This window comes from Mitsuaria sp. BK041, from assembly GCF_014193085.1.
Classification (GTDB): Bacteria; Pseudomonadota; Gammaproteobacteria; order Burkholderiales; family Burkholderiaceae_C; genus Roseateles.
The window spans coordinates 3,535,737-3,547,858 of record NZ_JACHYT010000001.1; the positions used below are offsets into that span (position 1 = coordinate 3,535,737).

The 12,122-nt window shown below is 70.2% G+C and carries 11 protein-coding genes; 7 read left to right on the top strand and 4 right to left on the bottom strand.

Annotated elements, in window-relative coordinates:
- Positions 1–2: 2 nt before the first annotated feature.
- A complete protein-coding gene (locus FHT38_RS14955) occupies positions 3–740 on the bottom strand; it encodes an SIMPL domain-containing protein (protein WP_183492223.1) in 738 nt (245 codons plus the stop codon).
- Positions 741–967: 227 nt separating this feature from the next.
- Here FHT38_RS14955 and ompR point away from each other — a divergent pair, with 227 nt between their 5' ends.
- Positions 968–1,696, top strand: coding sequence for a two-component system response regulator OmpR (ompR, locus tag FHT38_RS14960; protein WP_091732051.1), 729 nt, complete (start codon positions 968–970; stop codon positions 1,694–1,696).
- A gap of 70 nt (positions 1,697–1,766) precedes the next feature.
- Entirely contained in the window at positions 1,767–3,107 is a 1,341-nt protein-coding gene (locus FHT38_RS14965; protein ID WP_091732048.1) for an ATP-binding protein, read from the top strand.
- Between the two features lie 53 nt (positions 3,108–3,160).
- Here FHT38_RS14965 and ispF read toward each other — a convergent pair whose 3' ends face one another.
- The 3 genes from ispF to ispD all read right to left on the bottom strand — a co-directional run bounded on the left by ispF (position 3,161) and on the right by ispD (position 5,221).
- Positions 3,161–3,649 (bottom strand): 2-C-methyl-D-erythritol 2,4-cyclodiphosphate synthase, encoded by a 489-nt coding sequence (gene ispF, locus FHT38_RS14970; RefSeq protein ID WP_183492224.1) that lies wholly within the window; start codon positions 3,647–3,649, stop codon positions 3,161–3,163.
- Positions 3,650–3,734: 85 nt separating this feature from the next.
- Positions 3,735–4,490 carry a type I methionyl aminopeptidase gene (gene map, locus FHT38_RS14975; RefSeq protein ID WP_183480803.1) on the bottom strand — a complete coding sequence of 252 codons (756 nt, stop codon included), beginning with the start codon at positions 4,488–4,490 and terminating at the stop codon, positions 3,735–3,737.
- Complete coding sequence (ispD, locus tag FHT38_RS14980) at positions 4,487–5,221, bottom strand: 2-C-methyl-D-erythritol 4-phosphate cytidylyltransferase (protein WP_183492225.1); 735 nt, start codon at positions 5,219–5,221, stop codon at positions 4,487–4,489. Before ispD ends, map begins: the two co-directional genes overlap by 4 nt.
- 81 nt (positions 5,222–5,302) lie before the next feature.
- On the opposite strand from ispD, the gene FHT38_RS14985 reads away from it, so the two are divergent.
- The 5 genes from FHT38_RS14985 to serB all read left to right on the top strand — a co-directional run bounded on the left by FHT38_RS14985 (position 5,303) and on the right by serB (position 12,024).
- Positions 5,303–6,358, top strand: coding sequence for an RNA methyltransferase (locus FHT38_RS14985; protein WP_183492226.1), 1,056 nt, complete (start codon positions 5,303–5,305; stop codon positions 6,356–6,358).
- A 200-nt stretch (positions 6,359–6,558) separates the two neighbouring features.
- A complete protein-coding gene (gene mfd, locus FHT38_RS14990) occupies positions 6,559–10,026 on the top strand; it encodes a transcription-repair coupling factor (protein WP_183492227.1) in 3,468 nt (1,155 codons plus the stop codon).
- Between the two features lie 55 nt (positions 10,027–10,081).
- Positions 10,082–10,591: a hypothetical protein gene (locus tag FHT38_RS14995; RefSeq protein ID WP_183492228.1), complete on the top strand. Its 510-nt coding sequence runs from the start codon at positions 10,082–10,084 to the stop codon at positions 10,589–10,591.
- A complete protein-coding gene (locus FHT38_RS15000; protein WP_183492229.1) occupies positions 10,578–11,153 on the top strand; it encodes a PIN domain-containing protein in 576 nt (191 codons plus the stop codon). The genes FHT38_RS14995 and FHT38_RS15000 overlap by 14 nt, the downstream gene beginning before the upstream one ends.
- Before the next feature lie 148 nt (positions 11,154–11,301).
- Positions 11,302–12,024 carry a phosphoserine phosphatase SerB gene (gene serB / locus FHT38_RS15005; protein WP_183492230.1) on the top strand — a complete coding sequence of 241 codons (723 nt, stop codon included), beginning with the start codon at positions 11,302–11,304 and terminating at the stop codon, positions 12,022–12,024.
- Positions 12,025–12,122: the final 98 nt, after the last annotated feature.

Here is a 12,122-nt window from a genome sequence, read left to right on the forward strand (position 1 = left end):
CATCACCGCGTCATCACGACATTGCCGCTGACGTTGACCGTGACGGTGGCCTTGCCGGACTCGACCGGCAGCGCCTCGTCGGCGGCCGCGGCCATCGCCTTGAAGCGGGGCGCCGCAGCCATCATCACCGGCATCGGCTGGTCGGCGTTCACGCTGACCTCGCCGATCCGGTAGCCGGCGTAGCCGAACTGCTGCGCGTACACCGAGGCCTTGGCCTTGTAGCTGGCGATGGCCTGGGACACCACCTCGTTCTCGGCCTTCTCGCGCGCCTCGCGCGACAGCCCGTAGCTCACGTTGGCGATGGCCAGCGACTGGATGCGGCCGCTCAGCTTGGAAATGGCTTCCATGTCACGGCCCTGCACCAGCAGTTCCACGCTGCCTTGCCAGCCGGTGATCTGCGGCGAGCCGCTCGTGCCCGGCTTCACCTGGCCGTAGCGCGGATAGACGGACAGGTTGCCGGCCTGCAGGTCGACTTGGCCCGGTTTGGCGATCTTGCGGGCCTCGGCCAGCGCGGCGTCCAGCGCCTGCTTGAGCTCGTTCTGGACCGCGGCGGCTTCCTTGCCCTCGCGCGTCGTGGAGAAGCGCAACTGGAGCAGGTCGCGAGCCACCTCGGTGGTGGCGGAGGCGCTCAGCGCCAGGACGTCGGTCTTCGCAGGTTCGGCATACGAAACTGCTGGCACCAGGGCGATCGCGCCAGCGGCGATCAGGGCACGGGTCAGCGTCTTGGAGGTTCGGATCATTCGGGTTCCTACGGAGAGTCCTCGGGGAGGCCAGCATAACGGGTGAGGAAACCGTCACGGTTGACCGGCGCTGCACCCCTCTTTTGGGCCATCCAACCCACCTCTTGTGAGGTCTCCACGGCGCTGTTACAAAAGATGTAACCATCCAGTAAGGACTGCTGCATCCCGCAAACAGGCGGGAAAACTGCCCTTACAGTGCCGCTGTTACAAATTCCGGAGTGGCCGCCATGCAAAGCACAACCCGCCCTAACCGCATCCTGGTCGTGGACGACGATGCCCGCATCCGCGACCTGCTGCGCCGTTATCTCGCCCAAGAAGGCTTCGAGGTCCTGCTGGCCGAGGACAGCAAGGCGCTGAACAAGCAGCTCACCCGCGAGACGGTGGACCTGATCGTCCTGGACCTGATGCTCCCGGGCGAGGACGGCCTGTCGATCTGCCGCCGGCTGCGCGCCGCGGGCGACAACACGCCGATCATCATGCTGACGGCCAAGGTCGAGGAAGTGGACCGCATCGTCGGCCTGGAGGTTGGCGCCGACGACTACCTGGCCAAGCCCTTCAACCCCCGCGAACTGCTGGCCCGCATCAATGCGGTGCTGCGCCGTCGCCCGCCGCCGGAAGCCCCGGGCGCGCCGTCCAAGGAACCGATGACGGTCCAGTTCGGCCCGTTCGAGTTCGACTTGGCGCTGCGCCGCCTGGCCAAGAACGGCGAGCCGGTGCCGCTGACCACCGGCGAGTTCTCGATGCTGAAGGCGCTGGTGCGGCATCCGCGCCAACCGCTGTCGCGCGACAAGCTGGCGATGCTGGCCCGCGGCCGGGAGTTCGAGCCCTTCGACCGCAGCCTGGACGTGCAGGTCTCGCGCCTGCGCAAGCTGCTGGAAGAGGACCCGGCGCAACCGCGCTTCATCCAGACCGTCTGGGGCGTGGGCTACGTGTTCGTGCCCGACGAGGCGGCCTGATCGGCCGCCCGCCCGCCGCGCCGCGTGCGCAAGTCCGGAGGCCGGCGACGGCCGACGGCCGAGCCCTTGAATGCCGTCGATTCCCGTGACCCCTCCCCGTCTGGCGCTCAACCTGTTCTGGCGCACCTTCGCGCTGCTGGCGCTGCTGCTGGCCGCGGGCGTGCTGGCCTGGCAGCAGACCTTCAAGGCCCTGGAGGCCGAACCGAAGGCGCTCGAGGCCGCGCAGCAACTGGCCGGCCTGGTGAACCTGTCGCGGGTGGCGCTGTCCAGCACCGACGCGATCAACCGGGTCGCGGTGGTCAAGTCGATCGCACGCAGCGAGGCGGTGTCGGTCGAGGTGGCCGAGGCCACCGACCGCTGGCTCCCTTATGAGAACTCTCCCTTCGCGCAGCGCCTGCGCAAGGAACTGGTCTCGCGGCTGGGGCCGCAGACCGTGCTGGCCAGCGGCCTGAACGGCGTGCCGGGGCTGTGGGTGCGCTTCGACGTCGGACCCGACCAGTTCTGGCTGCAGACCAATCCCGCGCCGCTGCAGGCCAACATCTCCAGCAACTGGTGGTGGATCGCGATCGCGCTGGGCGCGTCGCTGCTGGGCGCGGCCGCGATCGCGCGGCTGATCAACCAGCCGCTGCGCGAGCTGTCCATCGCCGCCAGCCGCATCCGCGAGGGCGAATACGACTCGCGCCTGGACGAAAGCACGCTGACCAGCGAGATCCGCGAGGTCAACATGGGCTTCAACCGGATGGCACGCGAGCTGGCCAAGATGGAAGAGGACCGCAGCGTGATGCTGGCGGGCATCTCGCATGACCTGCGCACGCCGCTGGCGCGCCTGCGGCTCGAGGCCGAGATGAGTGTCAACGACGAGCAGGCGCGGACCTACATCGCGCAGGACATCGACCAGCTCGACGCGATCATCAACAAGTTCATGGACTACGCGCGGCCCAGCGAGCTGCAGCTGCAGGCGCTCAACCTGCGCGAGCTGGTCGAGCGCGAGGCGCAGGGCTTCCGCGACCCGCAGCAGATCGTGATCAGCGTGCGGCTGTCCGCGGCGCTGCGCATCTGGACCGACCCGACCGAGCTGGGCCGCATCCTGCTGAACCTCTTCGAGAACGCGCGCCGCTACGGCCATCACGGCGACGAGCCGGCGCGCGTGGACGTCACCGCCGAGGCCGACAGCGCCTGGGTGCTGCTGACGGTGCGCGACCATGGGCCGGGCGTGCCGCCGGACAAGCTGTCCAAGCTGACGACCCCGTTCTATCGCGGCGACACCGCGCGCACCGCCGCGACCGGCGCGGGGCTGGGGCTGGCGATCGTCGAGAAGTCGGTGCAGCGCCTGGGCGCGCACCTGCGCCTGTCCAACGCCGACGACAGCGGCTTCGTCGCGCAGCTGCGGCTCAAGCGGGCCAGCGTCTGAGTCGCTCCCTCTCCCCGCTTGCGGGGAGAGGGAGTTCATGCCGGGGCGCTCGCTCAGGCGTCGCGCACCAGCAGGCAGACCGCGCGTGCCTCGATGGCCTTGAGCTCGCCGACGGGGCCCATCTTCTCGGCCGTCTTGGCCTTCACGTTGATCTGGCCCACATCGATGCCCAGCACCTGCGCCAGGCGCTCGCGCATCGCCGGGATGTGCGGCGCCATCTTGGGCTGCTGCGCCACGATGGTCGTGTCGACATTGCCGATGACCCAGCCCAGCGCCTTCACGCGGCGGTAGGCCTCCGCGAGCAGCACCATCGAGTCCGCTCCCTTGAACTCGGCGGCGGTGTCGGGGAAGAGCTTGCCGATGTCGCCCAGCGCGGCGGCGCCGAGCAATGCATCGGTGATCGCGTGCGCGAGCGCGTCCGCGTCCGAATGGCCCAGCAGGCCGTGCGTGTGCGGGATGGTGATGCCGCCGAGGATCAGCGGGCGGCCGGCGACGAGCTGGTGGGTGTCCCAGCCCTCACCGATGCGGAAGTTCAAAGCCATGGCGTGGATGCGAAGCTGCGGGGTCTGCGGAGTCAGCGGGGGTTTGCGGTTCTGAGCGGTCTGCGGTAGGCGCGTGGCGCCCGGATCAGTGCGGCAGTGCGTTCGTGACGACCAGCGGCCCGTTGCGGGTCACGATCATCGTGTGCTCGAACTGCGCGGAGAGGTTGCCCTTGACGCCGGACAGCGTCCAGCCGTCGGCCTCCTCGTCGACCCAGCGACTCTTGGTCGAGAGGAAGGGCTCGATGGTGATGACCATGCCTTCCTCGAGGATGCGCGTGTCGTTCGGGTCGTAGTAGCCGGGGATGGTCTTGGGCTCCTCGTGCAGCGAGCGGCCGACGCCGTGGCTGCACAGGTTCTCGATGATCTTGAACTTGTGCGCCTTGGCCACCCGCTCGATCGCATGGCCGATGCGGTTGAGCCGCGCGCCCGGCTTCACTTCCTTCATCGCCTGCTCCAGCGCGTACTGCGCCGCGAAGACCAGCTGGGTCTTGGTCGGCGTCGTCGGCGGGACGATGCGCGTGCCGCCGGTGTCGCCGAAGTAGCCGTTCATCTCGGCCGACACGTCCACGTTGACGACGTCGCCCTTCTGGATGACGCGGTCACCGGGAATGCCGTGCGCGGCCTGCTCGTTGATGCTGATGCAGGTGGCGCCGGGAAAGTCGTACATGACGCGCGGCGCGGACCGGGCACCGAAGTCCTCCAGCCAGCGGGCGCCCATGTCGTCGAGCTCGCGGGTGGTCATGCCGGGGCGGATCGCGTCCAGCATGCGACGCAGCACGGTGGCGACGGCTTCGCCGACGGCCTTCAGGCCCTGGATGTCGTCATCGGATTCGACCGTCATGCGCGGCTCCTCAGCAGGCGTTCGGCCAACGCGAAGTCGGCGGGATAGGTGACCTTGAAGTTCTCCATCGAGGCCTCGACCAGGCGCGGCGCGTGGCCCAGGGCCTCGACCGCGCTGGCCTCGTCGGTGACGCCGTCCAGCGGCCCGGCCAGCGCCGGCGCGAGCAGGCCCAGCCGGAACATCTGCGGCGTCTGCGCGGACCACTTGCCGCGGCGATCGACGGTGGCGGCGACGCGGGCCGCACCGTCCGCGGCGGCGGCGTCCTTGAGCGTGTCAGCGACGGGCAGTGCGAGCAGGCCGCCGACCTCGTCGTCGGCACAGGCATCGATCAGCGCGTCGACCCATTCGGGCCGCAGCAGGCAGCGGGCGGCGTCATGCACCAGCACCCAGTCGTGCGGCTGGGCGCCGCGCTCGCGCAGCGCCGACAGGCCGGCGGCGACGGTCTCGGCGCGCGTGGCGCCGCCGGTGCGGACGACCCAGCCGCGCTCGCCCGCGAAGCCGGGCACGGCGGCCTCGAACTGGTCGTCCTCGGGCGACAGCACGACCAGGGTGGCGTCGATCCGGGCCACCGCGCCCAGTGCCTTCAGCGTGTGGGCGATCAGCGCCTGGCCGGCGAGCGGGACGTACTGCTTGGGACGGTCGGCGCCGGAGCGGCTGCCGACGCCGGCGGCGGGCACCAGCGCGAAGCAGCGCGGCTGCATCCCCGCGGGGCCGATCGGGAAGGAACTCATGGGGCGCGATTGTAGGGAGCGGCGCCCGGGCGGACCGATCGGCGAAAATCCGGCCCTTCGCCCTTCCCGGATCCGATTCCCGTGCTCGCCATCGCCGACCTCCGACGCCGCCTCGCCGCGCTGGGCGCCAACGACGCCCACGTGGGCCGCGTGCTGCGCCACTGGGTCCAGGCCCGGCCGCTGACCGAGGGTCGGCGCAAGCTGGAGCACTACCTGCCGCAAGCGGTGCGCGAGGCGCTGCCGGCGCTGATGGACGAGCTCCACGGCCTGGCGACGCTGCTCGAGCGCCATCCCGGGGAGGACGGCTCCGCGCGCCTGCTGGTCGGACTGCGCGACGGCCAGACCGTCGAGAGCGTGCTGCTGCCGCGCGACGGGCTGTGCGTCTCCAGCCAGGTCGGCTGCGCGGTGGGCTGCCGCTTCTGCATGACCGGCAAGGACGGGCTGCTGCGCCAGGTCACCAGCGCCGAGATCGTCGCCCAGGTGGCGCTGGCGCGGCGCGAACGCGCGGTGAAGAAGGTCGTGTTCATGGGCATGGGCGAGCCGTCGCACAACCTGGACGCGGTGCTCGAGGCGATCGAGCTGCTCGGCACGGAAGGGAACATCGGCCACAAGCAGCTGGTGTTCTCGACGGTCGGCGATCCGCGCGCGTTCGAGCGCCTGGGCGCCGGACCGGTGAAGCCGGCGCTGGCCCTGTCGCTGCACACGACCAAGGCGGCGCTGCGGCGGGAGCTGCTGCCGCGCGCGCCGCGGCTGACACCGCGTGAGCTCGTCGAGGCCGGCGAGCGCTACGCCCGGGCGACCGGCTACCCCATCCAGTACCAGTGGACGCTGCTCGAAGGCGTCAACGACGGCGAGGACGAGCTCGACGGCATCGTCGAACTGCTGCGGGGTCGCTACGGCGTGCTCAACATGATTCCCTACAACAGCGTGCCCGAGCTGCCCTTCCAGCGCCCGGACTGGGACAAGGCGCGCGACATCGCCCGCCGCCTGCACCAGCGTGGCGTGCTGACCAAGCTGCGCGATTCCGCCGGACAGGACGTCGACGGCGGCTGCGGCCAACTGCGCGCGCGCAGCCTGGACACGCCGGCGACGATGCGCGACATGCGCCGGGCGATCCCGATCACGCCGGCCGGCTGAGCGTTTGCCGGCATGGTCGCCAGCGCGGTCGCCGACGGGGTCGCGGCGCTGGCGACGGTCTTCGCCGCGATGCCGGGCATGCCGACTGCTCGGCATGCAGCGCGGCCGGCGGACCACCTCGCGCTCCTGACACCGCGTGTCGCCGCGCCCTCCCTACAATTCCGGCGAGCCCCTTCCGGGGCTGTCCTCATTTGTGCGCCATGCAGCTGTCCACGATCTCCCCCGGCAAACGCTTCACCCTGCCCCGCCCCACCGGCTCCGCCGACGCGCTGCTGCTCGCCCGCTTCGCGCGGCAGCAGCTGGCCGCCGGGCGCCTGACGGTGATCGTCACCGCCGAGCCCGGCGACACGCAGCGCCTGGAGGACGAGCTCAAGTTCTTCGCGCCCGAGCTGCGCGTGGCCGTGTTCCCGGACTGGGAAACCCTGCCCTATGACAGCTTCAGCCCGCACCAGGACCTGATCTCCGAGCGACTGGCCACGCTGTGGCGGCTGCTGCAGGCCGGCGGCAAACCGGTGGCCGAGCGCGACCTCGACGTCGTGCTGCTGCCCGCGACCACCGCCCTCACCCGGCTCGCGCCGCCGTCCTTCCTGGCGGCGACGACCTTCAACTTCCGCCAGAAGCAGCGCCTGGACGAGGCCGGCCTGAAGCAGCAGCTGACCCTGGGCGGCTACCAGCATGTCAGCCAGGTGGTTTCGCCCGGCGAGTACGCCGTGCGCGGCGGCCTGATCGATCTCTACCCGATGGGCTCGCCGGTGCCCTACCGCGTCGACCTGTTCGGCGACGAGGTGGATTCGATCCGCGTCTTCGATCCGGACTCGCAGCGCTCGCTCTATCCGGTGCCGGAGGTGCGCCTGCTGCCCGGGCGCGAGTTCCCGATGGACGAGAGCTCGCGCAAGGCCTTCCGCGCGCGCTGGCGCGAGAAGATGGACGGCGATCCGACCAAGTCGCGCATCTACAAGGACATCGACACGGGCCTCGCCACCGCCGGCATCGAGTACTACCTGCCGCTGTTCTTCGACGAGGTCGCCAGCGTCTTCGACTACCTGCCCGCCGAGGCCGGCCTGGCGCTGCACGGCGAGGTCGACGAGGCGCTGCAGCGCTTCTGGACCGACACCCGCGAGCGCCACCGCTTCCTGCAGCACGACCCGGACCGGCCCATCCTGCCGCCCGAGGCAATCTTCCTGCGCCCCGAGGACTTCTTCATCGCCACGCACCGCCATGCGGTGCTGTCGGTGCGCGGCCAGGACGCGGTCGACTACGCGCGGCCGCTGCCCGACGTCAGCGTCGAGCGCGGCGCGCAGGAGCCGCTGGCGCGACTGGCGGCCCATCTGAAGGACACGAAGTTCCGCGTGCTGCTGCTGGCCGAGAGCGAAGGTCGCCGCGAAAGCCTGCTCGAGTTGCTGCGCGACAACCGGATCGATCCGCCGTCGGTGAAGGATCTCGCCGAATTCGAGGCCAACGTCGACGAGCGCTTCGCGATCACCGCGGCCCCGCTGGCCGCGGGCTTCTTCTGGAACGAGCCCGACGCGGGCCGCCAGATCCAGCTCTTCACCGAGACCGAGCTGTTCGCAACGACGCCCACCACGCGCCGGCGCCGCAAGCAGGAGCAGGTCAGCGACGTCAACGCGCTGATCAAGGACCTGTCGGAGCTGAAGGTCGGCGACCCAGTCGTGCACACCAACCACGGCATCGGCCGCTATCTGGGCCTGATCAACATCGATCTTGGCGATGGCCCCAGCGAGTTCCTGCACCTGGAGTACGCCGACAAGGCCACGCTCTACGTGCCGGTCGCGCAGCTGCACCTGATCAGCCGCTACACCGGCGTCAGCGCGGAAGAGGCGCCGCTGCACAGGCTGGGCTCCGGCCAGTGGGACAAGGCCAAGCGCAAGGCCGCGGAGCAGGTGCGCGACACCGCCGCCGAGCTGCTCAACCTCTATGCCCGCCGCGCCGCGCGCGAGGGCCATGCGTTCCGCTATTCGCCGCACGACTACGAGGCCTTCGCCGCGAGCTTCGGCTTCGAGGAGACGCCCGACCAGCGCGCCGCGATCCACGCCGTCATCCAGGACATGATCAGCCCCAAGCCGATGGACCGGCTGGTGTGCGGCGACGTCGGCTTCGGCAAGACCGAGGTCGCGTTGCGCGCGGCCTTCGTCGCGGTGATGGGCGGCAAGCAGGTGGCGCTGCTCGCGCCCACCACGCTGCTGGCCGAGCAGCATTACCAGAACATCGCCGACCGCTTCGGCAAGTGGCCGGTCAAGGTCGCCGAGATGAGCCGCTTCCGCTCCGCCAAGGAGATCAAGGCGGCGATGGAGGGCCTGGCCGACGGCTCGATCGACATCGTCATCGGCACGCACAAGCTGCTCTCGGCCGATGTGAAGTTCAAGCGCCTGGGCCTGCTCGTCATCGACGAGGAGCACCGCTTCGGCGTGCGCCACAAGGAGGCGATGAAGGCCATGCGCGCCGAGGTCGACGTGCTGACGCTGACCGCCACGCCGATCCCGCGCACGCTGGGCATGGCGCTGGAGGGCCTGCGCGACCTGAGCGTCATCGCCACCGCGCCGCAGCGGCGCCTGGCGATCAAGACCTTCGTGCGCAGCGAGACCAGCGGCACCATCCGCGAGGCGGTGCTGCGCGAGCTCAAGCGCGGCGGCCAGGTCTACTTCCTGCACAACGAGGTCGAGACCATCGAGAACCGCCGCATGAAGCTGCAGGAGCTGCTGCCCGAGGCGCGCATCGTCGTCGCCCACGGCCAGATGCCCGAGCGCGAGCTGGAACGCGTGATGCGCGAGTTCGTCGGCGGCAAGCACAACCTGCTGCTGTGCTCGACCATCATCGAGACCGGCATCGACGTGCCCTCGGCCAACACCATCGTCATCAGCCGCGCCGACAAGTTCGGCCTGGCGCAGCTGCACCAGCTGCGCGGCCGCGTCGGGCGCTCGCACCACCAGGCCTATGCCTATCTGATGGTGCCGGACATCGAGGGCCTGACCAAGCAGGCGGCGCAGCGGCTCGAAGCGATCCAGGCGATGGAGGAACTGGGCTCGGGCTTCTACCTGGCGATGCACGACCTGGAGATCCGCGGCGCCGGCGAGGTGCTGGGCGAGCACCAGAGCGGCAACATGATGGAGGTCGGCTTCCAGCTCTACAACGAGATGCTGTCCGAGGCGGTGCGCTCGCTCAAGGCCGGGCGCGAGCCGGACCTGCTCAGCCCGCTGTCGGCGACGACGGAGATCAACCTGCACGCGCCCGCGCTGCTGCCCGATGCCTACTGCGGCGACGTGCACCAGCGGCTGTCGCTGTACAAGCGGCTGGCCACGGCCGACCGCGCCGAGCAGATCGACGCGATGCTGGAGGAGATCACCGACCGCTTCGGCAAGCTGCCGGCGCAGGGGCAGACGCTGTTCGACACGCACCGGCTGCGGGTGCTGGCCAAGCCCTACGGCGTGATGAAGATCGACGCGGCGCCCAGCGTCATCAACATCAACTTCCGCCCCAATCCGCCGATCGATCCGATGCGCGTGATCGAGCTGGTGCAGAAGAACCGCAACATCAAGCTGGTGGGCAACGAGAAGCTGCGCATCGACAAGGCGCTGACCGATCCCAAGGACCGCGCGCAGGCGGTGCGCGAGGTGCTGCGGCTGCTGGGCGCGCCGGTCGCGCAGCCTTAATCGGGACCTGCTCGAACAGCTGGCAGGCGTCGGGCAGGTCCACGAGTCCGGGTCAGTGACCCCGGCGGAACCGCTTCCTAGACTGAGGGCTTCTCAACTTCTGGAGATGCCGATGCATCAGCACATGCCCCTGTCACCCCGGATCGATGTGGGCGAATCGATCGAGGCCGCGGCGGCCCGCCAGGCGCGGGAGCGCGCGGAGGAAGACGCGGAGGAAGACGCGGAGGAGGACGCCTGGCAAGCCGAGCGCGACGCCGAGATCGCCGCCAAGGAGCGGGGCTGCGCCTACGCGATGACCTGCCTCGACTGCCGCCACCTGCCGCCGGACGACCGCCTGAGCGATCCGGATTCATTCATCCGCACGATCTTCAAGAGCAAACGCATCGCGCGACTCATCGTGCATGCGCGCGAGGGCTGCGAGACCTGCCCCTATCTGCCGGAGAACTACGGCAAACCGGTGCGGGCCCGCGTGGGTGGACTCGACGATTGGGAAGACGGTCCTGAAGTCGAGCGCATCCGACGCGCGCGGTTCGAAGCCTGGGAGGTGCAACATGGATCGCGTTGAACCGCTCTACATGCTCGACACCAACATCCTGAGCTACATGATGGATCCGCAAGCGCGGGTGCAGCGCGTCTATTGCGAAGAGCGATTCGCGGCGCTGCGGGGACGGATCGCCATCAGCGTGATCGTCCAGGCGGAGGTCTTTGCCGGGCTCGAGAAGAATCCCTCGCCCGGCAAGGAACTGCGCCTGCGGGAGTTGATGCGCCGCATCCGCGTCGAATACCTCGGCCCGGGCCTGTGGTTCTCCGATCTCTTCGCCTGCATCAAGGCCTCGCTGGAGCGGCGAGGCCTGCCCAAGGAGCAGTTCGACATGGCGATCGCCGCGCATGCGATGGCGCTCGGTGCGACCTTGGTGAGCGACGACAAGGCGCTGTCGCACATCGAGGGCTTGAAGCTGGAGACCTGGGGCGTCGCCGAGTTCGCGAACCGGCGGCGTGGCGTCGCGGAGCCGGCAGCCGCGTATCTCCCGCTGCGAGGTCTTGCGGGTCCTGGCCTGGACCTGCCGCCGGCAGCCTGGATGACCGGCGCACGCGCCGCCCCCTACGCCACGGCCCATGCGCATTGAGGCCCGCCCCGGCGAGTGCGCTAAGCTCCCGCCCGTCCCCGCCGGCCGGTCGTCCTGATCGCCGACGGGGACCTTCCGCGTTCAAGCGCCGCCTGCCCCAGTCGCGCCCCGCTCGCGCTCCACTCGCCCCACTCGCCGCCCTGCCCGCATGACCTCCTCGTCGACCTCCACCGCCCCGCTGTCCCCGCTCGTCCTGCAGGGCTTCACCGCGCCGCTGGCGCTGCGCGACTTCAAGCTCGCCGCCTTCGACATGGACTCCACGCTGATCACGATCGAATGCATCGACGAGATCGCCGCGGCCGCGGGCCGCAAGGCCGAGGTCGCCGCGATCACCGAGGCCGCGATGCGGGGCGAGATCACCGACTTCAAGGACAGCCTGCGCCGCCGGCTGGCGCTGCTCAAGGGCGTCGGCGAGGGCGCCCTGGCCCAGGTGCTGCGCGACCGGCTGAGATTCAATCCCGGCGCGCGCGAACTCTGCGCCGCGCTGAAGGCGGCGGGCCTGAAGCTGGTGCTGGTGTCGGGCGGCTTCACTTACTTCACCCGCTTCGTCGCGGGCGAGCTCGGCATGGACTTCGTCCGCAGCAATGAGCTGGAGATCGTCGACGGCGCGCTGACCGGCGGCCTGGTGATGCAGGACTGGGGCGACATCTGCGACGGCGAGGAGAAGCGCCGCATGATGCTGGCCTGCGCCGAGCGCATCGGCGCCACGCCCGCGCAGTGCATCGCCGTGGGCGACGGCGCCAACGACCTGCCGATGATGGGCGCCGCCGGCCTGTCGGTCGCGTACCACGCCAAACCCAAGGTGCGCGAGCAGGCGATGGTCGCCATCAACGACGGCGGCCTGGACCGGCTGCTCGACGTGCTGCGCTGACCCGGCCACGGCGGGCCGCCCGCGCATTCATTCACGACCGTCCCCCGGCCGCCGCCGCCCGGCCCACCGGCGCTCTTGAAGCGACGCCGCTTCCCTGC

Excerpts from the sequence above, each read along its gene's own strand:
- FHT38_RS14965 (WP_091732048.1), top strand. The coding sequence starts at position 1,767 with ATGCCGTCGATTCCCGTGACCCCTCCCCGTCTGGCGCTCAACCTGTTC.
- ispD (WP_183492225.1), bottom strand. The coding sequence starts at position 5,221 with ATGAGTTCCTTCCCGATCGGCCCCGCGGGGATGCAGCCGCGCTGCTTC.
- FHT38_RS14955 (WP_183492223.1), bottom strand. The coding sequence starts at position 740 with ATGATCCGAACCTCCAAGACGCTGACCCGTGCCCTGATCGCCGCTGGC.
- ispF (WP_183492224.1), bottom strand. The coding sequence starts at position 3,649 with ATGGCTTTGAACTTCCGCATCGGTGAGGGCTGGGACACCCACCAGCTC.
- mfd (WP_183492227.1), top strand. The coding sequence starts at position 6,559 with ATGCAGCTGTCCACGATCTCCCCCGGCAAACGCTTCACCCTGCCCCGC.
- ompR (WP_091732051.1), top strand. The coding sequence starts at position 968 with ATGCAAAGCACAACCCGCCCTAACCGCATCCTGGTCGTGGACGACGAT.
- serB (WP_183492230.1), top strand. The coding sequence starts at position 11,302 with ATGACCTCCTCGTCGACCTCCACCGCCCCGCTGTCCCCGCTCGTCCTG.
- map (WP_183480803.1), bottom strand. The coding sequence starts at position 4,490 with ATGACGGTCGAATCCGATGACGACATCCAGGGCCTGAAGGCCGTCGGC.
- FHT38_RS15000 (WP_183492229.1), top strand. The coding sequence starts at position 10,578 with ATGGATCGCGTTGAACCGCTCTACATGCTCGACACCAACATCCTGAGC.